The organism is Pectobacterium sp. F1-1 (assembly GCF_025643735.1).
Classification (GTDB): domain Bacteria; phylum Pseudomonadota; class Gammaproteobacteria; order Enterobacterales; family Enterobacteriaceae; genus Pectobacterium; species Pectobacterium colocasium.
In genome coordinates this window covers 1,031,123-1,051,145 of sequence record NZ_CP104733.1, presented here as the reverse complement: position 1 = coordinate 1,051,145, position 20,023 = coordinate 1,031,123, and the positions used below count along the sequence as shown (strand labels likewise).

The 20,023-nt window shown below is 54.4% G+C and carries 12 protein-coding genes and 3 tRNA genes; 5 read left to right on the top strand and 10 right to left on the bottom strand.

Going from position 1 to position 20,023, the window contains the following annotated elements; translation table 11 throughout:
- Window positions 1-76 precede the first annotated feature (76 nt).
- From NAL19_RS04590 to NAL19_RS04580, 3 genes are all read left to right on the top strand, one after another.
- Window positions 77-153, top strand: a tRNA-Met gene (locus NAL19_RS04590).
- A 71-nt stretch (window positions 154-224) separates the two neighbouring features.
- Window positions 225-301, top strand: a tRNA-Met gene (locus tag NAL19_RS04585).
- A 47-nt stretch (window positions 302-348) separates the two neighbouring features.
- Window positions 349-425 (top strand) — tRNA-Met (locus tag NAL19_RS04580).
- 174 nt (window positions 426-599) lie between these two features.
- On the opposite strand, the gene amiC is transcribed toward NAL19_RS04580, so the two are convergent.
- The gene (gene amiC, locus NAL19_RS04575) at window positions 600-1,844 is read right to left on the bottom strand and encodes an N-acetylmuramoyl-L-alanine amidase AmiC (RefSeq protein WP_263058885.1); all 1,245 of its coding nucleotides are present in this window, start codon (window positions 1,842-1,844) and stop codon (window positions 600-602) included.
- A gap of 258 nt (window positions 1,845-2,102) precedes the next feature.
- Here amiC and argA point away from each other — a divergent pair, with 258 nt between their 5' ends.
- Window positions 2,103-3,446: an amino-acid N-acetyltransferase gene (argA, locus tag NAL19_RS04570; protein WP_225087124.1), complete on the top strand. Its 1,344-nt coding sequence runs from the start codon at window positions 2,103-2,105 to the stop codon at window positions 3,444-3,446.
- Window positions 3,447-3,509: 63 nt separating this feature from the next.
- Here the strand turns inward: argA and NAL19_RS04565 are convergent, their stop codons facing one another.
- Window positions 3,510-4,706, bottom strand: a complete 1,197-nt coding sequence (locus NAL19_RS04565; RefSeq protein ID WP_225087123.1) for an L-talarate/galactarate dehydratase — start codon at window positions 4,704-4,706, stop codon at window positions 3,510-3,512.
- Between the two features lie 324 nt (window positions 4,707-5,030).
- On the opposite strand from NAL19_RS04565, the gene NAL19_RS04560 reads away from it, so the two are divergent.
- A complete protein-coding gene (locus tag NAL19_RS04560; RefSeq protein WP_411561416.1) occupies window positions 5,031-6,053 on the top strand; it encodes a LacI family DNA-binding transcriptional regulator in 1,023 nt (340 codons plus the stop codon).
- Window positions 6,054-6,065: 12 nt separating this feature from the next.
- Here the strand turns inward: NAL19_RS04560 and recD are convergent, their stop codons facing one another.
- From recD to NAL19_RS04520, 8 genes are all read right to left on the bottom strand, one after another.
- A complete protein-coding gene (gene recD, locus NAL19_RS04555; RefSeq protein ID WP_263058884.1) occupies window positions 6,066-7,925 on the bottom strand; it encodes an exodeoxyribonuclease V subunit alpha in 1,860 nt (619 codons plus the stop codon).
- Window positions 7,922-11,506 carry an exodeoxyribonuclease V subunit beta gene (gene recB / locus NAL19_RS04550; RefSeq protein ID WP_263058883.1) on the bottom strand — a complete coding sequence of 1,195 codons (3,585 nt, stop codon included), beginning with the start codon at window positions 11,504-11,506 and terminating at the stop codon, window positions 7,922-7,924. The genes recD and recB overlap by 4 nt, the downstream gene beginning before the upstream one ends.
- The gene (gene ptrA / locus NAL19_RS04545; protein ID WP_263058882.1) at window positions 11,503-14,463 is read right to left on the bottom strand and encodes a pitrilysin; all 2,961 of its coding nucleotides are present in this window, start codon (window positions 14,461-14,463) and stop codon (window positions 11,503-11,505) included. The genes recB and ptrA overlap by 4 nt, the downstream gene beginning before the upstream one ends.
- Before the next feature lie 96 nt (window positions 14,464-14,559).
- Window positions 14,560-17,958: an exodeoxyribonuclease V subunit gamma gene (recC, locus tag NAL19_RS04540; protein ID WP_263058881.1), complete on the bottom strand. Its 3,399-nt coding sequence runs from the start codon at window positions 17,956-17,958 to the stop codon at window positions 14,560-14,562.
- Between the two features lie 56 nt (window positions 17,959-18,014).
- Window positions 18,015-18,410 (bottom strand): prepilin-type N-terminal cleavage/methylation domain-containing protein, encoded by a 396-nt coding sequence (locus NAL19_RS04535; protein WP_225088100.1) that lies wholly within the window; start codon window positions 18,408-18,410, stop codon window positions 18,015-18,017.
- Entirely contained in the window at window positions 18,397-18,852 is a 456-nt protein-coding gene (locus NAL19_RS04530) for a YgdB family protein (RefSeq protein ID WP_263058880.1), read from the bottom strand. Before NAL19_RS04530 ends, NAL19_RS04535 begins: the two co-directional genes overlap by 14 nt.
- Window positions 18,849-19,475, bottom strand: coding sequence for a prepilin peptidase-dependent protein (locus NAL19_RS04525; protein WP_225087117.1), 627 nt, complete (start codon window positions 19,473-19,475; stop codon window positions 18,849-18,851). The genes NAL19_RS04530 and NAL19_RS04525 overlap by 4 nt, the downstream gene beginning before the upstream one ends.
- The gene (locus tag NAL19_RS04520; protein WP_263058879.1) at window positions 19,469-19,972 is read right to left on the bottom strand and encodes a prepilin peptidase-dependent protein; all 504 of its coding nucleotides are present in this window, start codon (window positions 19,970-19,972) and stop codon (window positions 19,469-19,471) included. The genes NAL19_RS04525 and NAL19_RS04520 overlap by 7 nt, the downstream gene beginning before the upstream one ends.
- Between the last annotated feature and the right edge of the window lie 51 nt (window positions 19,973-20,023).

The window sequence follows — 20,023 nt, the reverse complement described above, 5'->3', positions numbered from 1 at the left end:
TGACAGCCAAATACCGCGCTTTTTAGAGAAATAGGTTGCATCAATACTCATGGAGAGTATAGTGCGCATCCACGGACGCGGGGTGGAGCAGCCTGGTAGCTCGTCGGGCTCATAACCCGAAGGTCGTCGGTTCAAATCCGGCCCCCGCAACCAATTGATGTGAGTCGTCCATCAAGAAACGTGAAAGCAGTAAAGATAGTCAGTAGTAAAGAAGTTAGTACGGACGCGGGGTGGAGCAGCCTGGTAGCTCGTCGGGCTCATAACCCGAAGGTCGTCGGTTCGAATCCGGCCCCCGCAACCAATTGATGTGAGTCGTCCATCAAAGCAGTGAAGATTAGTTATTACGGACGCGGGGTGGAGCAGCCTGGTAGCTCGTCGGGCTCATAACCCGAAGGTCGTCGGTTCAAATCCGGCCCCCGCAACCAACTAAGACTATGTCTAATTAAGAACCAAGCGACAAAGCACCTTAACGGGTGCTTTTTTGTTTTCTGCGCGACCTATTTCTACATACTACCTATCTCTACATACCACGCCCCAGACATATTACTGCTGAACCGCGCCGGTTAGGCGCGGCCATCGTGCGACATCAACAACATCAACTACTGCTGAACCTGACTGGCAAAATAGGCTTTAACGCCTGCAAAAATGGATTCCGCAATTTGCTGTTGAAACTGGCTGGTGCGCAGCTTGCGCTCTTCCTCCAGATTACTGATAAATGCCGTCTCAACCAGAACAGACGGAATATCCGGCGCTTTCAGTACCGCAAATCCAGCCTGATCGACGCTGTTTTTATGCAGGCGATTCACTTTGCCCAATCGACTCAGAATCTCTTGACCAAACTTCAGGCTGTCGCTGATGGTGACGGTTTGCACCAGATCGAACATGGTGTGATCCAGATAGCGATCGCCGCTCATGCTCACACCGCCGATCAAATCTGATTCGTTCTGAGTTTCTGCCAGAAATTTGGCGGCGGTACTGGTTGCCCCTTTCTTCGAGAGGGCAAAAACCGACGATCCTCTTGCCGATCGATTAGTAAACGCATCCGCATGAATCGAAATGAACAGATCGGCACGCTGCTTGCGCGCTTTCGCCACCCGCACGCGCAGCGGAATGAACACATCTTCATTGCGCGTCATATACGCCTTCATGTTGGATTCATTATCGATCAGCTTACGCAGGCGGCGGGCGATTTGCAGCACGATGTCTTTCTCGCGCGTTTTATTCTTGCCAATCGCGCCGGGATCTTCACCGCCATGACCAGGGTCGAGCATAATAATCAGCGGACGATCCTGCCCTGCCTTCCCAGCTTTGGGCGCTTCTGCCGGCAGGGTGCGCTCCAGATCGCCTTTGTTGTAATCCTCCAAAAGCGCCAGCAGCGGATCGTCTTCGTTGTCGTAGCGCCCTGCCGCAGGATACAAATCCAGCACCAGTCGGTGCTTGAATTCGGCCACCGGCCCCAGCGTAAAAACTTTAGTCGTCGCCTGCTGTTTAAGCTCCAGCACCAGACGCACCGTGCTTTTATCAAATTGACCGATGCGCGCCTCTTTAATCAGCAGATCGTTATCCTGCTGAAACTGGCTGGCTATTTCCTTCAATACGCTGTTCAGGTGAACATTTTCGATATCCACCACGATGCGTTCGGGATTACTGAGACTAAACTGTTTATATTTCAGCGGGTTATTAGATTCCAGCGTGACGCGGGTATAGGCGGAAGACGGCCAGACACGCACGGCAACGACCTGTGTTGTCGCCGCTATCCCCACACCACTTACGCTTAACAGCCAGGTTGCTGCTGCGCTTTGTAATAGACGTCGTCGAGTCAGATGATGATTCGAATGAGACATGCCGCTCCGATCTGATTGCTGTGCGTTATCCTGAATTTTTGTTTGCTACTGCATGGGATAAGCGATCAAAAAATGAATAAAGGTAAAAATTGTCAAAAACTTTAACGAATCTGCTCTGCCCTGTCATGCAAAAATCATCTGCAGGCCTTATAACAGGCGGATATCATAAATTTGAAGCATTAACCTCGCTTTTATGGTGAATACTTCCTCTTGCCTTTTACACCATAAAGAATAAAAATACATAAATTACGAATAAAAATGCAAAGAGGGCTCGCAGTGAAGGAACGTAGTACAGAACTGGTTCAGGGCTTCCGCCATTCAGTTCCCTATATCAATGCCCACCGTGGCAAAACGTTTGTCATCATGTTAGGTGGCGAAGCCATTGAGCATGCCAACTTCTCTAGCATCGTAAATGATATCGGGCTGCTGCACAGTCTGGGGATTAAGCTGGTCGTCGTTTATGGCGCTCGCCCCCAGATCGATGCCAACCTGACAACGCATCACTACGAGCCTCACTACCATAAAAACACCCGCATCACCGACAGCGCCACGCTGGAGCTGGTTAAGCAGGCGGCGGGGATGTTGCAACTGGACATCACGGCTCGACTGTCGATGAGCCTGAACAACACGCCGCTGCAAGGCGCCCACATTAATGTCGTCAGCGGTAATTTTATTATCGCGCAGCCGCTGGGCGTGGATGACGGCGTGGACTACTGCCACAGCGGCCGCATTCGCCGCATTGATGAGGAGGCGGTTCACCGCCAGTTGAATAGCGGCGCGATTGTCCTGCTCGGTCCAGTTGCGGTGTCAGTCACCGGTGAAAGTTTCAATTTAACCTCGGAAGAGGTGGCAACCCAGCTCGCGATTAAACTGAAAGCAGAGAAGATGATCGGCTTCTGCTCGTCACAGGGCGTGACCAATGAAGAAGGCAGCATCATTTCCGAGCTGTTCCCGGATGACGCACAGCGCCGTATTGATGCGCTGGAACAGGCTGGTGATTACCATTCGGGGACAGTCCGGTTCCTGCGTGGCGCAGTCAAAGCCTGCCGTAGCGGCGTACGCCGCAGCCATCTGATTAGCTATCAGGACGACGGAGCGCTGTTGCAAGAGCTCTTCTCACGCGACGGTATCGGTACGCAGATCGTGATGGAAAGCGCCGAGCAGGTTCGCCGTGCGACCATCAATGATATCGGCGGTATTCTGGAACTGATTCGCCCGCTGGAAGAACAAGGTATTCTGGTGAGACGCTCGCGCGAGCAGTTAGAAATGGAGATCGACAAATTCACCGTCGTGGTACGCGATAACCTGACCATTGCCTGCGCGGCGCTTTATCCGTTCCCGGAAGAAAGCATTGGCGAAATGGCCTGCGTCGCGGTTCACCCGGATTACCGCAGTTCATCGCGCGGCGACATGCTATTGCTACGTATTGCCGCTCAGGCGCGTCAGCAGGGTCTGCAAAAGCTGTTTGTGCTGACGACGCACAGCATTCACTGGTTCCAGGAACGCGGCTTTTTACCTGCCGAAGTGGAAATGCTGCCGAAGAAAAAACAGGCACTGTACAACTACCAGCGTCGCTCGAAGATTCTGGTATTGGATCTCTGAGCGATTCCACTCAATAACGCTGCGCATGGCCGACCATAAAATCGGCCATGTGTGTTTGCCTGTTTATGGATGCTTACCGAACTCGCATGTTAATGCTGTCCACTTCCTCGCTTGTTCACTCAGCGTAAATCCCAGCCCCAGACGGTCAGATACCCACATGCGCCCATCGCGCAGCTCTAGCTGCTCGTTGAACAGCGGGTTCAGCCACTCAAAATGCTCCAGCCAAGGTTCAATCGGATAGGCCGCAGCCAAATGCAAATGCACTTCCATCGCAAAATGCGGTGCCAGTTTACGACCGTGCTTCGCGGCCAAGTCCATAATTTTCAGGAAAGGCGAAATCCCGCCCACGCGCGGCGCATCCGGCTGGACGAAATCACTGGCGTTCCCGAGGATCAGCTGTTCATGCTCGCGGAAACTGGTCAGCATCTCGCCAGTGGCAATCGGCGTATCCAGCGCAGCCGTCAGCGCCGCGTGACCTTCCACATCGTAGGCATCCAGCGGCTCTTCAATCCAGATCAGGTTAAAGGCTTCCATCTTTCTGCCCATCCGAATCGCCGTTTCGCGATCCCACTGCTGATTGGCATCCACCATCAGCGGGAAATCATCTCCCAGCGCTTCGCGTACTGCCGTTAGACGACGGATATCCTCTGCCGTATTCGGCTGCCCGACTTTCAGTTTGATCCCGCCGATACCGCTTTCGCGTGAGATCACGACATTTTTTAATACCTGATCCAATGGCGTATGCAGGAAGCCGCCGGAGGTGTTGTAACACTGCACGGAATCACGGTGTGATCCCAGCAACTTCGACAGGGGCAGACCTGCACGCTTGGCTTTCATATCCCACAGTGCAATATCGAGCGGAGAAATCGCCTGCACCGCCATTCCACTGCGGCCAACCGATGCCCCAGCCCACAGCAGCTTGGTATAGATCTTATCGATATCGTTCGGATCTTCGCCCAGCAGGTTATCGGCAATCTCTTTCGCATGGGCATAAATGCCCTGTCCACCCGCCCGCTTGGAATAGCTGAACCCCACCCCTTCAAACCCATCACGACTGCGGATTTCGGCAAAAATAATGGCGACTTCGGTCAGCGGTTTTTGCCTTCCGGTTAGTACTTTCGCATCGCTAACCGGCGTTGCAAGCGGCAAAAACGCCAGAGAGAGTTTTACCCATTCAATTCGATCGCCCGACTCGGCAGCCGTTCTGACGTTAGTGACTTTTGCATAGCTAACCGCCGCTGAATTTGCACTGATAGTCATGTCTCACCTCGTAAAATGATTGCGCTAACATTTATAAACAGAAGGAAGATAGTGATATATGAAGAAAAAACATGCAACACAGATCACACAATAATCATTAACACGATAAAATCGTTCATCGAGAGACAGAATTAATGATTGCGCAATCACCACAAAAAGTAAGAGGATACAGCGGAAATTCAGCCTAACCAGCTCTGGGACCAACCGGAAAAACGAGACAATTCGGCAAGTTGTAGAAACACAGGCGACTGGTAAACCGATGTGCCATCAACGATAATCCAGCGACATGTAAATGTGCGCGCAGCCTCAGAAGGGAACCCGTGATTGAAACGCGATAAAAATGCCAGCAGCATGCCGCCGCGCGCTCCCACGCTTGAAGATGTCGCGCGTGCCGCAGGCATTTCACCCATGACCGTCAGCCGCGCGCTGAACAATCCGAAGATTGTTCGTGCGGAAACTGTGAATAAGGTGATGGAAGCCGTTCGCGCCACGGGTTATATCCCCAATATGTTGGCAGGCGGGCTCGCCTCCCGACGCAGCAAGCTGATTGCCGTCGTTGTACCGCAAATCAATAACAATATGTTCGTTGATACCGTTCAGGCGATCAGCGATGAGCTAGCCGCACGCGGTTACCACATGCTGCTGTGCGTCGCTGGCTATACCAATGAATCCGAGGCAGAGATTGTCGCCACCCTGCTTTCTCGTCGCCCAGACGGTATCGTCCTCACCGGTATTCACCATACGCCCGAACTCAAACGTCTCCTGCTCAACGCTACGATCCCCGTTGTCGAAATCTGGGATCTCACCCCAACGCCGCTCGATATGCTGGTCGGTTTTTCCCATGAAAGCATCGGGAACGCCATCGGATACTATTTGCTGGGTAAAGGACATTTGCGCTTTGGCCTGGTCTGGACCGAAGACGCGCGTGCCGGGCTGCGTAAGAAGGGCATTTACGACGTCATACAAAAACAGCCGGGACATTACGTGCGTGAAACCCTCGCCCCGTGGCCTGCGACGCTGGCGTTAGGGCGGCAAGGGCTGATCGAACTTCTCGCCGATGGCGACGTTTTTGATGCCATCATTTGCAGTTCCGATACGCTGGCGCAAGGTGTGATGATTGAAGCTGCCGCCAGAGGATTAGCGGTGCCGAAGCAACTGGCCGTGATGGGATTTGGCGATCTCGATTTCGCCGCCCACAGCACACCAACGATTACGACGATCAGGATCGATCGCAGGAAGATCGGCACCGACGCAGCGACCATGCTGGCAGAAAAGATTGAGGGGAAAAGCGTGCCTTCCCCCATCATGGATATCGGTTTTTCACTGATTGAGCGTGAGTCCGCCTGACGTTATCCCCCATCAAGGACGCATCATTAATGCGCTAATTCTCTCTTCCAAGCCACTATAGCGCTGCGTTGGCGTTTTCACCGCCCGGCAGAGAATGCGGACATCGGTATAGAGTGACAAACGCTGGCGCGCACGCGTGATAGCGGTATACACCAGCTCCCGCGTCAGCACCGGTAAATAGTGGTTCGGCAGCACCAGCGCCGTATGATCGAACTCCGATCCCTGCGATTTATGCACCGTCATCGCATAGGCTGTGTCGTGCGGCGGCAGACGGCTTGGCGTCACGTCTTTGGTTTCGCCATTCGGCAAGGGGAAAAATACGCGCAGTTCCCCGCTTTCCCCTATCATGGCGATACCGATATCACCATTGAACAGACCCAGTGCGGCATCGTTACGTTCAATCATGACCGGTCGGCCGGGATACCAGCGGTTAAGCGGATTACGGCTGCGCTGAATCAGTCCTGCCTGATGCAAAGCCTGCTCGATGCGCTGATTCAGCCCTGCTACGCCAAACGGCCCTTCACGCAATGCGCACAGTTGGCGATAACGCTGGAAAGCAAGCAACACGGCATCCGGCGTTGCGCCCGCCGCAACAAGCTGTAGATAATCACGATACCCTTCGACACACTGTGCCAGCATGGCATGATACTCTTCAGCCTCGGTTAACGGGCTACACGTGATGTCAGCAAACTCACCGTTCAGCACGGCACGCACGCGAGTATCATCACCACCGTTAACCGCCAGCGCCAGTTGTCCAATACCGGAATGCGGATCGAAACGGTAGCTCCGGCGTAACAGACAGATACTGTCACTGACCGTCGACTGCCCTTCCGGGCCGCTGTCATCCAGATGACAGCCCGTCAAACGCTGCAATTGCTGCGCCCGCGCGCGGCTATAGCCAGCCTCGGCAAAACGACAGATATCGCCCAATACCGCCCCCGCCTCGACGGACGCCAGTTGATCGCGATCGCCTAGAAAGATAATTCTCGCGTGTGATGGAAGCGCGGCAATTACATTCGCCATCATCGGCAGATCGACCATTGATGCCTCATCCACAATCAGCACATCCAGATGCAGCGGATTATCCTGATGGTGACGCAGACGTTGGCTATCCGTCACCGCGCCCAACAGCCGATGCAGCGTTGTCGCTTCCTGCGGAAACGCATCACGCTGCCGAGGCTCCACCGCCAGGCGATGCAGAGCCTGACCCAGCGACTCCGTGAGCCGCGCTGCTGCTTTCCCAGTCGGTGCGGCTAATTGAATACGTAACGCTTCTCCCGTATTCAGCTCAATCAGCGCGGCCAGCAGTCTGGCCACCGTCGTGGTTTTCCCTGTCCCTGGCCCGCCGGAAATAATCGCAATGCGACGCGTCAACGCGACAGCAGCGGCCACCTTCTGCCAGTCAACCTCTTCACCCGTGTCAGGAAATAACCTATCCAACACGGCTCGGATCGCAGGTTCATCAACGGGTAGCGTATCGCGTTCGCTGGCGATAAACCGCGCCACGCGGCCCTCACTCTGCCAACTGCGCTGTAAATAAAGCTTTTCTCCTTGCAACACCAGTGGCGTCGACGCACTGCCGTCGCTGACAGCATCAGATGCCAGCAAATGCTGCTGCCATGCGGCCACCGTGTTTAGCCCTGCCTCCGCAAGCAGCTGTTGCGCCAGCTCAGGATCGCGACCGTCAAACAGCGTCTGTGCCTGCAAATTCTCCAGCGGTAAACACACATGCCCCGCCCCCGAGTGCGCGCTCAGGCAGGCAGCAGCCAGCAGCAGGTCAGGCTGCGTCTCATCCGCCAACATTCTGGCGAACTGAATATCCAGCGGGCGCAGCAGTCGCCGCGTCAATGCCGTTTCAAGCAAGGCAATCATGCGGGAATTCCTGTATCAGCATCGTCAGGCACCTTTCCCTTGAAGAGCGTATCAAGCCCGAAAACAAATTCAGCGGAAGGACGACAAGCAAAAATGCCATTGCCGGAGTGAGATTCCTCAACGCCGCGTAAAAACAGATAAAACACGCCGCCAAAATGACGCTCATAGTCGTAATCCGCAATGCGGTGACGGAGATAGCGATGCAAAGCCAGCGTATAGAGCTGATATTGCAGGTCATAGCGGTGTTCGGCCATCGACTGCATCATGGCCGTTTGGGTGTACGCACTGGCATCAGAGCCAAGCCAATTGGATTTGTAGTCCAGCAGGTAATAACGCCCTTCCCAGCGGAACACCAGATCGATAAACCCTTTCAGCATGCCTTTCACCTGCTGAAAAGAGAGCGCCGGACAGCGCGCAGATAGCGGATCGTGATGCTTTGCCAGCCTATCGAGCTGCGCCGCCTGTATCGGAGCCTCAATGGGTATATAGAACTGTAATTCAGCCTGCTTATCTGCGTTATCCAGCGCCGACAGTGTTATCCCTTGACCGTTAAGCGGCGTATGTAAAAGCGTATCCATCCACGCCTTCAACACCGGATGCCAGTGCGCTTCAAATCCCTGTAGCTGCAACTGCTCGGCTAGCCAGCCATCATCAACGGGCTGAGTGAAATCCAGCGTTTCAAACAGGCTATGCAAAAACGTCCCCGGACTCGCGCCGCGCGGGAACGTATGCGGCGTCAGTTGGGCTTCATCCGTTTCCTGACGCTCGCCTATCGCTTCGATATCCAGACGCGGCACCAGATCCTGCGCACTGGTGGTGCCATGCTGCTGAAGCCCCGAATAACTGGTGACTCGCCAGCCGTCGCGTAGCTGGCGCTCAATATGGCGAGCCTGTAGCTCTGCCACTTCTGGTCTATCCGGCTGCCAGCGCTGCGTTTCCGTCTCCTGTAGCGGTGTCAATGCGACGCCGTCCCCGACCATGCCTTCCAGCTCGCTAACCAACGTGGCGGCCTCAGCTTCTTTACCGCGCTGGAGTAAATAGCCCAGCGCGCTCTGGTGCATATCGCTGCTGCCGTCTTTCTTACGCGACCGCTGAATCGGCGCAACGCCCACGCTACAGTGGTAAATAGAGCGGGTCAGCGCGACATACAGCAAACGTAAATCTTCCGCCAGCCGCTCTTCTTCCGCCAACGTCTGACTTTCCTCATGATTTTGCAGATCCAACACGGCCTGATAGCTCTCGCGATCGTGATAAATGCCCTGATCCTGCACGCGGAAATTACTGATGAAAGGCAGCCACACGAGCGGATATTCCAACCCTTTTGATTTATGGATCGTGACGATCTGCACCAAATGACGGTCGCTTTCCAGGCGTAACTGCTGATTCTCGGCCTGCGGATTCGGCTGGACAATCTGTTGTGATAGCCAACGCACCAGTGCATGTTCGCTATCGAGCGTTGCCGAGGCATCCTGCAATAGCTCACCGATATGCAGAATATCGGTAATGCGGCGCTCCCCGTCCGCACTCGCCAGCAGATTCTCTGCCAGTTGATGTTGGCTCATCAGCGCACGCAGCATCGGCAGTACACCTTTCTTGCGCCACAGCATGCGATAACCGGCAAACTCATCCACCAGCGCATCCCATGCGGCTTCGCTTTGCCCTAACGCATCAACCTGTTCGGCATCCAACCCCATCAGCGCCGTCGCCATTGCGCTACGTAACGTGCGTTCCTGCTCCGGCGCCAGTACCGCCTGCAACAGCCACAACATATCGCTGGCTTCAGGCGTGCTGAATACGCTGTCGCGATTGGACAGATATACTGAAGGAATCGACAAACGGCTCAGCGCATCACGAATCAGCGAGGCTTCACGCCGGCTACGCACCAGCACGCTCATATCGGAAGCTTTGACCAAACGCCGGGAATCATCGCTAACCAGCCAGGCTTCATGACGCTGGCTGGCCACGAGCCAGTCACGAATCTGCGCCGCACACTGGCGCGCCATCTGTTGCTGATAATCCCCTATGCCGATCGGTTCTGAACCCGTTAGCCAGAATTGCAGTGCAGGCTGGGGCTGCCCGGCGATGTCAAACACCAGGCCGCGTTTAGAGTCGGCAGGCTTGACCGGCAGGAAAGGGATATTGTGGAAAATAAAAGGATGGGCGAGGCGCTCAAACAAACGATTAACGCCACGCACCATCTGATGCGACGAGCGCCAGTTCGTGCCCAGCGTATAATGCGCAGCCACTTCTCCGCGCGCGTGCATATAGGTAAAAATATCCGCACCGCGAAACGCATAAATAGCCTGCTTAGGGTCACCGATCAACAGCAACCCACACTGCGGTTGCCCAACGTACAGCGTTTGGAAAATACGATATTGCTGGGGGTCGGTATCCTGAAACTCATCAATCATCGCTACCGGATAGCGCTCACGAATGGCGCTGGCAAGCTGCTCTCCCCCCGGCTGCTGCAACGCAACATCCAGACGGCTCAGCAGATCGTCAAATCCCAGTTCCGCACGCTGTCGTTTCTCCTCACGCACCGACTCCCGGATCGCCGACAGCGCACGCACAATCACCAAATCACGCAGCGATAGCGACGTTTCAAGCAGCCGTTCAGTCTCCTCGAACAGAGCATGAACAGGCGGTTCCCCTTTCTTCGTCTTTTCAATGAGCGCTTGCTGGGAAAACCGCACTAGATCCTTCGGCAGTTGGTAATCCAGCGTCGGCTGCTGTTCTGCCCACAGCGTGACTTTCTGTAGCCAGTTGGGAAGATGCTTGCTGCTGTAGCTGCGCTTATCGACGCCAGAAGCGCTAATCAACGCTTCCAGCTCCGCTGCTGACGCTAGCCAACGCTGCTTGTACGCATCGATCGTCGCTACAATTTTCTCATGTCGGCTAAGCAGCGTTTCGTCTTCTTCTGGCGGTAAACGAAACGCAGGCGCTTCACCGTGCAGATAAGGAGCCAGATCGGCCAGCAGGTTTTCCGGCCCTTTCCATTCCAGACCGACAATACGGGCGACTTCTACCGGCAGCGGATAGCAGTAACGGCGCCAAAAATCGGCGCAGGCCTGACGACGCAACGGCTGCTCATCTTCTATCAGCACTTGTTCAAACAGTACGCCGGATTCAAACGCATTAGTACTGAGCATACGCTGGCAGAAACCGTGGATCGTGTAGATCGCCGCCTCATCCATTTGCCGTTCGGCCGCCAGCAAGACATCCGCCGCATCGCGATGGTCCGAAATCTCCGCCAGCAGTTGCGCGAGCGAAGCATCTTTAGGTTTCTCCGCCTGCTCCCCCTGCGCGCTTTTACGCAGGCAGGCGATACGCAAGGCATGGATTCTGGCACGAATACGCTCTCGCAGTTCTTCGGTCGCAGCCTCCGTAAAGGTCACAACCAGAATTTCCTCGACCAGTAGCGGACGTGGATATGCGGCTTGCTTACCCAGCCCCAGTAACAGGCGCAGATACAGCGCAGCCAGCGTATAGGTTTTCCCTGTTCCGGCCGACGCCTCAATCAGCCGCTCCCCCAGGAGCGGTAACGTCATGACGTCTAATGATTGCGGCGCGGCACTTGTCATTGTGCTGCAACCTTACCGACAGCGTCCGATGCCGCAGTATCCGCTGCGGGCTGTGCGGCTGGCGCAGGGATCATCGCAGGCGCTTTCTCACGCGGTAACGTTTTCTGCAATGAAGAGGCGTCCGCGTAGGTATGCCATCCTTTCGGTGCGGCATAGTCAGCTTTACCATGATGGCTGCCGGAAACCTGCGACAATACGGCCAGCCCCTCAGGCTTCAGCGCCTGCTGGAAGAAATCGGCCAGTTGCGCCACCGTCAGCGGTTTGATTTGTTCGAGCAGTTTCTCCCGCGAGTCAAAAGCAAAGTTTTCCCGATCCACATCCTTACGCAGTCGGCTGGCTTCTTCACCCAATGTCTGCGGACGTTGATTCAGTTCATTCATCACACCTTGTTTATACTGTGCGAACTCTTCTTCACTCATTTCACGCAGTCGTTTTTGCGCTTTCAGGTAAAAATCTTCATAGCGCTGATACAGATAAGCAGGCTGTTTGCTGTTGCTTTGTAGCAGGAAGCCAATGCCCATCTGTCGGCCAACCGACATCGGGAAAGCAAACACCGCATAGCCCAACTGCTCTTCCGTTCTCAGTTGACTATAGAACCAAGGCTGAACGATCTGCCCCAGCACCGAGCTATACGCCATGCTTTGCGTTTCCGAGTAACCCGTTGGCACATACACTGCCGCTAGCGCAGAATCCGTGCTGCTGCCTGGGCGTTGTAGATTAGCGAACTGTGGTTTGCTGACTTTGACATCATCGCTGCGCGACAGATTTTCACCCTTCGCCTTCAGATGCGCTTTCAGCGTCGTCGCTAACTCGGTCACGCTCTCCGGTGTCAGATTACCGACAACCAGCATTTCCGGCGTGGCGTTTTGCAGCAGATCGTTGCGATAATTAATCACATCCTGTAAGTGGATATCTTTCAGCAATTTACGTCGTTCACCGCGCTCGAAGTAAGGCAGTTGCGATACCGCCTGAATCGGCTGTATGGCTTGTTCAAAGGCTTTTGATTTTTCGACCGCATCCAACTGCTGCAAGTACCAGGACTTTGCCTGCTCCAATTGCGCTTCCGTCGGCGTAAAGGAGGCATAGCCGTCTGCCAGCGTCAGTAGCAATCGTGGCAAATGCTGGGTATAGCCATCGGCGCTAATTACCAGACCATCATTACTGCGAGTGGAGAAGCTAATGCCACCCACTGAGGCCTGATAGCTGAGTTCATCCAACGCCAGCCCCGCAAGATAGTCATTTAACGCGAACAACACCTGATTCCGTGCGGTACTGCGCGCTTCCTGATTACGCAGGAACAGGGTGATTTCTGCTTTCGGCTCATCGGCGAAATAGTGGCTTGGCATATACAGCACGCGCAGTCCCGGCTGATTCAGCAGAAGCGTCGGCTTGGTTATCGATTTATCCGCTTTGATCAGAGAAAAATCATCTGGGATATAAGGGTTGATCGTTGGCAACGACAGCGACATTTTTTGCCCCAGCGTTTTCCATTTTGCGAATGTCGCTGACGGAATTTTATCCATCTCGTACGGCGCATCGACAAAGTAGGCCACTTTATTATGCGGTTCATTCGGGCTGATAACCCAAACGCGCGCGTTCTGCGGCGTCATCTCATCCAAACGTGCAGCGATAGCCTTCGGATCGTAGCGATCCGCAACATACTGCGCATCCAGCGTATGTTCGACTGGCACGCGCAGCATGGTATCCACCAGCCACTCGATGTAGTCCATGTCCCGGCTGATGGACGGATAGCGGAAATCCAGATCCAGAACGCGTGCGATCTCATCAAAATAACGTTGCTGAATTCCCTCGGTACGGATTTCTTGCAGGTAACGGAAGATGGCCGCAATCACCTCGTCACGCTGCGCCAAACCTTTATCGGTCAGCGAGGCTGAAATAGCGAACATGCCGCCGTTACGGTCGATAATCGGTGAAGAACCCGCACCGATAGACTCAACCAGTCCTTCCTTTTGCAACCAATCAGAAAGCGTATTCTGGCTGCGGTTGCCGATCAGATAGCTAATGTAGGTATCCGTCTTGCTGCGAAATTCCTGGCTAATATCGCTGACGCGAAATTCAATACGCAGCTGTTTTCTCGGTTGCGCAGGGACATAGTGAATCATCACGCCACGCTGCTTCTCCGTCGTGACAGGGACGGTAACCGCAGGAACGCTGGCGTTGTGATTGGCAATGCGCCCGAAGGTATCGGCCGCCAGTTTTGCCAGTTCAGGGAGAGGTTGATTACTGTAAATCACCCCTTTCATCAGGTTGGCCGAGTAGTATTTCTGGTAGAACTTCACCAGTTCATCATGCAGTTTGCTGCCAGGCTTATCGCTCAGGGTTTCAAGATTCCCCCCCGAAAAACGCGCACTCGGGTGCGCAGGGTTCAGCGTCTCTGCACCGACCTGCGCCATGCGATGACCGTCACGCGAACGCGCCATCGTTAATTCCGCATTGACCGCGTTACGCTCACGATCGGCATTCACCGGATCGAGTAGCGGCTCCGCAATCGCGTCAGCCATCCGATCTACAGCGGGCCGCAACGCATCATTTTCGACTTCCAGATAAAACGCCGTGCGGTAAGACGCCGTGCTGGCGTTGTGGCTGCCACCATGCTTTTTCAAAAACTCGGACAGCGCTTCGGGCTCAGGGTAACGTTTTGATCCCATCAGTACCATGTGTTCAAGGTAGTGCGCTAACCCCAGTTGGCTATCAGGATCGTCCAGCGAACCAATAGGCAGCGCCAGTGATGCCAAAGATTTGGGTGCCTGCGGATCGGAAACTAGCAGAACGATCATGCCGTTATCCAGTTTAATCGCCTGATATTGCCGCGGATCTTTTTCGCTTTTTCGAATGGTCTGAGCCAGCGGCTGCCAGCCCGTCTCTGCCCAACTCGCCGGAAGCCAGAATGTGAATAAAAGAAACCACCCGGTAATCCAGACCCACTGTTTACGCATGCAATTCTCCAACCTCATATCCATCACTTTTCACCTTGCAGTGCGTTCTCTTCTCGCACCTCGAAATCGACTCGGTCATTACCCAAAACAAACTCATCACGCCAGATTAGAGCGGAACGGTGGCAGTAGCCAGATTTTCGCCGCCTCAATCACCTCATTCATTCGTTTTTCATCCAACTCACGAATAATACGTTGCAGGTAATAATCCTCGCCTTCCCCCCGCATTCCCATATTGCCCTGCCAGGCTTGCAATAAACGGGCGCGCGCTTTGTTCTGCGCCTCTTCATCTGACCGCAGGCTATCGCTTTCACGATCATAACATTCAGCCAGCCAGGCGCTCCCCGCTTTATTGAGCAGTAACAGCGGCTTGCTCATTCCCTGACGATATCCATCCAGCATGAGAGCCAAATGTTCTCTGGCCTGCGTTTCCGACAAGGCAGAAAAGCGCCACGCGGTATCCTCCCGCCCATATAATCGGCTTTCGCCCTGCCCCCCCGTCGCACAATAAGCCAAGTGTTCCAACCACAGCGTCATGCCATCCTTCATGGAAAGCGTGCCGGGACGCCAGCGTAGCAAACCATCCGGCTGCACCTGATTCAGCCAGCCGCTGATGCGCACACCGTTAAGGAGGATATCCACTTCCCGGCTCACCGACAGCGAGGACGTTAACTCATCACGCACACGCGCTGCCAGTTGCGCCATATCCTGCTGTTGTTCCTGCCAGTAAATCTCACCAAACGCGCCATAGGGAAGCTCGCCCGCCGCTCTGGCACGGCGATACAGTTTTTCTGTATCGCCTTCATTAATCAAGGTATTAAGCAACTCGCTATTCAACTGATAGCGGTTAAGGTTATCAACGACAAAGGGCTCTTCATCCAACAGTTCATCGCTGTGCAGCATGAAACTCACACCAAGCCGCAGTTGAAAAAAGGCTCGCACCGGGTGACGATAAAACCGTTTCAGATCGTCCAGACTGACATCCCTATCCGTTGTTCTTTCGGACAGCGCTTCACGATCGAAATCAGGCTGGGCTTCCCCTTTTCGGTTCGCCGCCGCCAACCACTCTGCCGCAAAGCTCAATGGCTGCGGTGCCGACAGGAAGTTATCCGCGTCGAAAGGCATACGGCTATGTTCACGGCAGAGGTGCTTCACCACCCGCTCAGCACTGCTATCAATATCCAGCGCCTCATCGCCCGGCAAGACATAACTTTGGGCGATATACTCCGTCAGTTCGCTCACCAATACGGAAGGATAGCGACGCGTATTATCCTGAATCGAGCGCCCGATATGACTGATATAAAGTTTGTGCTGCGCCGACAGAAGCGCCTCCAGAAACAGATAACGGTCATCGTCACGTCGGCTACGATCGCCGCGCTTGATCTTCCGCCCCATTAGATCGAACCCGAGCGGCGGCAGCGTTCGGGGATAAACACCATCGTTCATCCCCAGCAAACACACGACCTTAAAGGGAATAGAACGCATTGGCATCAACGTGCAAAAATTGATCGCACCGGCCAAAAAACGCTGGCTGAGCCGTTCCTGATCGAGGCGCCGCGATAGCTCATCACGTAACCGGGAAATCGGCACCTGCTGCGGATAGCGCGCCACCGTGCCCATACCAATCACGTACTGCCACTGTTTTTCAACCAATGCCAGCGCCGCTTCGGTTTCGCTATCCGCATCAAAAAAGGTTTCGAGCAGCTCTCGACACAGCGGTAGCCAGTCGACAAGCACGCGCGGCTGAGACAGGCGCTGACGCCATTGGTGAATTTGCATCAGCAGTTCGGCCAGTTGACCAGCCAATTCCGCAATCAATCCGCTGGATTCATCATAAGGCAGCACCCCCTGCCAGTCGCCGACCTGACTGTCCATCGCATAGCCCAGCAGCATTCTCGTCAGACCAAAACGCCACGTATGCTGGCCCGTCGGCGGCAGCATGAGATCGCGCACATTGTCGTCATCCAATCCCCAGCGCACGCCGGACTCCACCACCCACAGGCGCAGACGCCGTAATCCTTCCTCCTGAATACCGAAACGGGCAGCCAGCGCGGGGACTTCAAGCAATGCCAGAACCTGTTCCGCCGTAAAACGGCTTGTCGGTAAATCCAGCAGGCTGATTACGGCCTGTAAGGCAGGGTGCGCATGCCGCGCACGCTGATCGGAGATGGCAAAAGGCAGATAGCGATTATCCGGCGCATTGCCAAATACCGCCTGAATAAATGGCGTATAGCTGTCGATATCCGCCATCATCACAATAACATCACGCGGCATCAGCTCAGGATCGTCTGCCATCATGGCCAGCAATCGGTCGTGAAGCACTTCAACCTCACGCTGCGGGCTATGACAGACGTGAAAATCGACCGAACGATCGTCGAGTGCCAGCAAACGTTTTTGCGTGCTGGTGTTCTGCGTTTCGTGGCTGACAGCCACCACCGCGTGGTCTTCCAGTTCAAGAATATCGCGTTGCAAGGTTTGCAGCAGATTTTCGCCATCAGACTCAACAAAGGCATCGACCTCCTGCACGTTATCCAGCTCAGCCAGCAGATAAAGGTTATCGCGCCCCAGTTTTCCCCACGATGCCAGCAGCGGATTATTAATCGACTGCTGACCGTCATCGTTAAACAACGTTTCTGCCTGTGAAGGATCGCGAAAGAGCGGGCGGGTTTCATCAGTCTGCTCATCGTCAAAACGATGTAAACGGCGGTGGCGGGCTTTTAGCTTCGCCAGAAACTTATAGTCCTGGATGTCACTCCAGTAATGGCGACAAGGGTTGGTAAAGAGCAGGTGCACGTCAATATGTCGCGCCAGCGCGTTCAACGCCTGTAAATAGATCGGGGGTAACGCCGAAATGCCGCAGATAAAAACGCGCGGCGGCAGACCGTTCGGGCACACTTTTGCCTGCGCTAACGCAGTAATAAAGCGTTGATACAGAATCGCATGATGCCATTCTGGCTGCGCCAGTTCACGCGTGTAATCCACCAGCGCGCGCCACAGCGCCGACTGCCACAGCTGGTTACCACCAAGATCGTCAACCTGTTTCCCCTCTTGCCAGGCTTTGATCCACTCAGGACGATAAATCAGGTATTGATCGAAAAGATCCGCCACGCGCCCGGCAAGCTGATGCAGCTTTCGTTGGTTATCATCATCCTGTAGATAGTGCTTCAGTGCCGAAAAATCAGGCTGTGCCAATAAATCGGGCAACAAGTGCATGAGTTTCCACGTCATTGCATCCTTGCTGAAGGCGCTTTCTTTTGGAATATCCGGCAGCACGTGGCGACACATATTCCACAAGAAAACACCGGGCAGCGGGAATTGAATATTCGCGGCAATACCGAAGTGCCCAGCCAGTTCAATTTGCAACCACTGTGCCATTCCCGGACTTTGCACCAAAATCACTTCCTGCTGGAAGGGATCGGCAAGCGGCTGACGTTTTATCAACTCAACCATCAGTCTTTTCAGGATATCCAACTGATTGGAGTGATAGATTCTAAACATTCTGGCTCCTGCTACCGCTGCTTACGATTGATAACTCACAGTTTACTCAAACAGGCCTATTGAACAGGCGATGACCGACAAAACCAACGGTTTAGTGTAGCCTGATAGCGGCGTGGCGTCATGACTCTTGCCGTTACCTGACGGCATTCTGGACTCTGTAACTGCTCCGACACACTAAACTGCCAGTGTTTACTCGACAGGGATGCCGCATTATCAAGAGCAAACGGATGATACGGCACGCCTGCTTCATAGGCTTCCAACTGCTGTATCGCAAACCGCCAGGCCTGACGCTGCTGCCACTGATGCTGAAATGATTGCTGTAATATCTGGTGATATTGCAGTAATCCCATCAGCGACACGGCAAACAGCAGCGCAGCCACCAGCGTCTCCGGCAAGCTAAAACCAGATTGATGATTCACACATTCCTTGTTCACTGCGCTATTCCGTTGCATCACAGCGCGTCACATCCTTATCAGGGCAAAAATCCAGCCAGCCGTTACCCACTGGTCGAATAGCATTCTGACCCGATGACAGCGCCAAAAATGACACACGCTGGTACAGCGTCAACGGTCGCACCGAACCGGGTAGCGTCCCTTCACCACGCAGTAACCCCTGCCTCCCATCCGAGGCCGCACGCAGGCACACCACTAGCTGTTCCGCCGACAGTTGCTGACACTGCCAGCTTTCCGTTAGCACATTCCAACGCTGCCCTTTTCCCCAGTTCAATGAGGACAATGCCTGATTGAAGGCGCGCAGATAATGCCGCTCATCGTTTCCCACCTGAATGGCAGTATCAAGCTGACGTTGCAAACCAGACATCAACAACAGGCCAATAACGGCGATCAGCAGCACCATAGGCAGTGTTCCACTTCCCGTTTGCCATCCTTTCTTCATGGGTTACGCCCCAGTATCAGGCGGGTAATATGTTGCTTAACGGCAGGGCGTTTGGCCCAGAATCCCGCCAGTTGCAATTCATACAGCGCCACATCATTTTGTGTAGCCAGACGCTGTAACCGGAATAGGGTGAGCACGACCTCCTGCGGATCAAACAGTTTCTCCCATCGGTCGCCCTGGCAATTGTGCGCCCCGCTTTGAATTTCCAACGAGCGACCGCGCAGACGATAGCCAAAAGACTCGGCATCCTGCTGCTCTCCACCATCCCAAATACCATTTCGGTTCAGATCGTAAGAGACATTCAGGCAGCTGTTTTCCATTTCTCCCGGATAGTTCCCGATGCTAATCGCCTTCCCCTGACAGGTTCCCGCACAAAAACCGGCCCGACGGATATCTTTCTCAATCCCCATCGCTACCTGACTAAACAGCTGTTCCAGCCGGAAAAACTGTGCACTGTCCTGACTTTGACCACGCAACAGAGGGTATAGCTGCGCCGCCGACAGCATAATCAGGCTGCCTAAACTCAGCGCTAACAGGATTTCCGGCAAGGTGAAACCGCGCTGTTTACGCCATCGATTGACTCTCCCCAGCGCCGTGTCCCTCAACACAATTTGCTTCAGCATAAGGGAATCGCCAGAACCACTTGCGATTCGCTGCACAGACGCATGCGTCCCCTCACAGAGATGATGAGACGCAACTGACCCGCAGCGTTCGACAGCGAGATGTGCCCGGCCTGTGCCGCATTACGCAAGCCAAAAAACGTAAACACGTTACTGGTGGACTTTGCCAGCACGACATCCTGCGTACGACGTACGAACTGTCCCGAATGGTTCTCACGGCATGTCTCTCCAGACTGTTTTTCATTCTGGCTCGCGACCATGCACCATAGCTCCCCCTGCGAGATGAGCTTCGCCGTCCGGATTTCGTTATGCCAATAGGCATTGGCCTGAACCCGGTTCAAAAAATCCAGCAGTTGCTGCGCACTCTGCTCCAGACGAATGGCCTGCTGATACTGAATCCAGCCATGCAGGCCGCCGCCAGCCATCAGCACCACGATCGTCAACACCACTAATAATTCAAGCAAGGTAAACCCTCGCGGTTGTCGATTCCCTGTTTTCATGGCGTCAGGATAGTGAGTCTTATCAGCAAAAACAGCGTGTTAACGGCGTTA

Bases quoted from the DNA above. Each gene is read 5' to 3' on its own strand.
- NAL19_RS04565 (WP_225087123.1), bottom strand. From the start codon at position 4,706: ATGACTATCAGTGCAAATTCAGCGGCGGTTAGCTATGCAAAAGTCACT.
- recC (WP_263058881.1), bottom strand. From the start codon at position 17,958: ATGTTTAGAATCTATCACTCCAATCAGTTGGATATCCTGAAAAGACTG.
- NAL19_RS04525 (WP_225087117.1), bottom strand. From the start codon at position 19,475: ATGCTGAAGCAAATTGTGTTGAGGGACACGGCGCTGGGGAGAGTCAAT.
- NAL19_RS04535 (WP_225088100.1), bottom strand. From the start codon at position 18,410: ATGCAACGGAATAGCGCAGTGAACAAGGAATGTGTGAATCATCAATCT.
- NAL19_RS04530 (WP_263058880.1), bottom strand. From the start codon at position 18,852: ATGAAGAAAGGATGGCAAACGGGAAGTGGAACACTGCCTATGGTGCTG.
- recD (WP_263058884.1), bottom strand. From the start codon at position 7,925: ATGATTGCCTTGCTTGAAACGGCATTGACGCGGCGACTGCTGCGCCCG.
- ptrA (WP_263058882.1), bottom strand. From the start codon at position 14,463: ATGCGTAAACAGTGGGTCTGGATTACCGGGTGGTTTCTTTTATTCACA.
- amiC (WP_263058885.1), bottom strand. From the start codon at position 1,844: ATGTCTCATTCGAATCATCATCTGACTCGACGACGTCTATTACAAAGC.
- recB (WP_263058883.1), bottom strand. From the start codon at position 11,506: ATGACAAGTGCCGCGCCGCAATCATTAGACGTCATGACGTTACCGCTC.
- NAL19_RS04520 (WP_263058879.1), bottom strand. From the start codon at position 19,972: ATGAAAACAGGGAATCGACAACCGCGAGGGTTTACCTTGCTTGAATTA.
- argA (WP_225087124.1), top strand. From the start codon at position 2,103: ATGCAAAGAGGGCTCGCAGTGAAGGAACGTAGTACAGAACTGGTTCAG.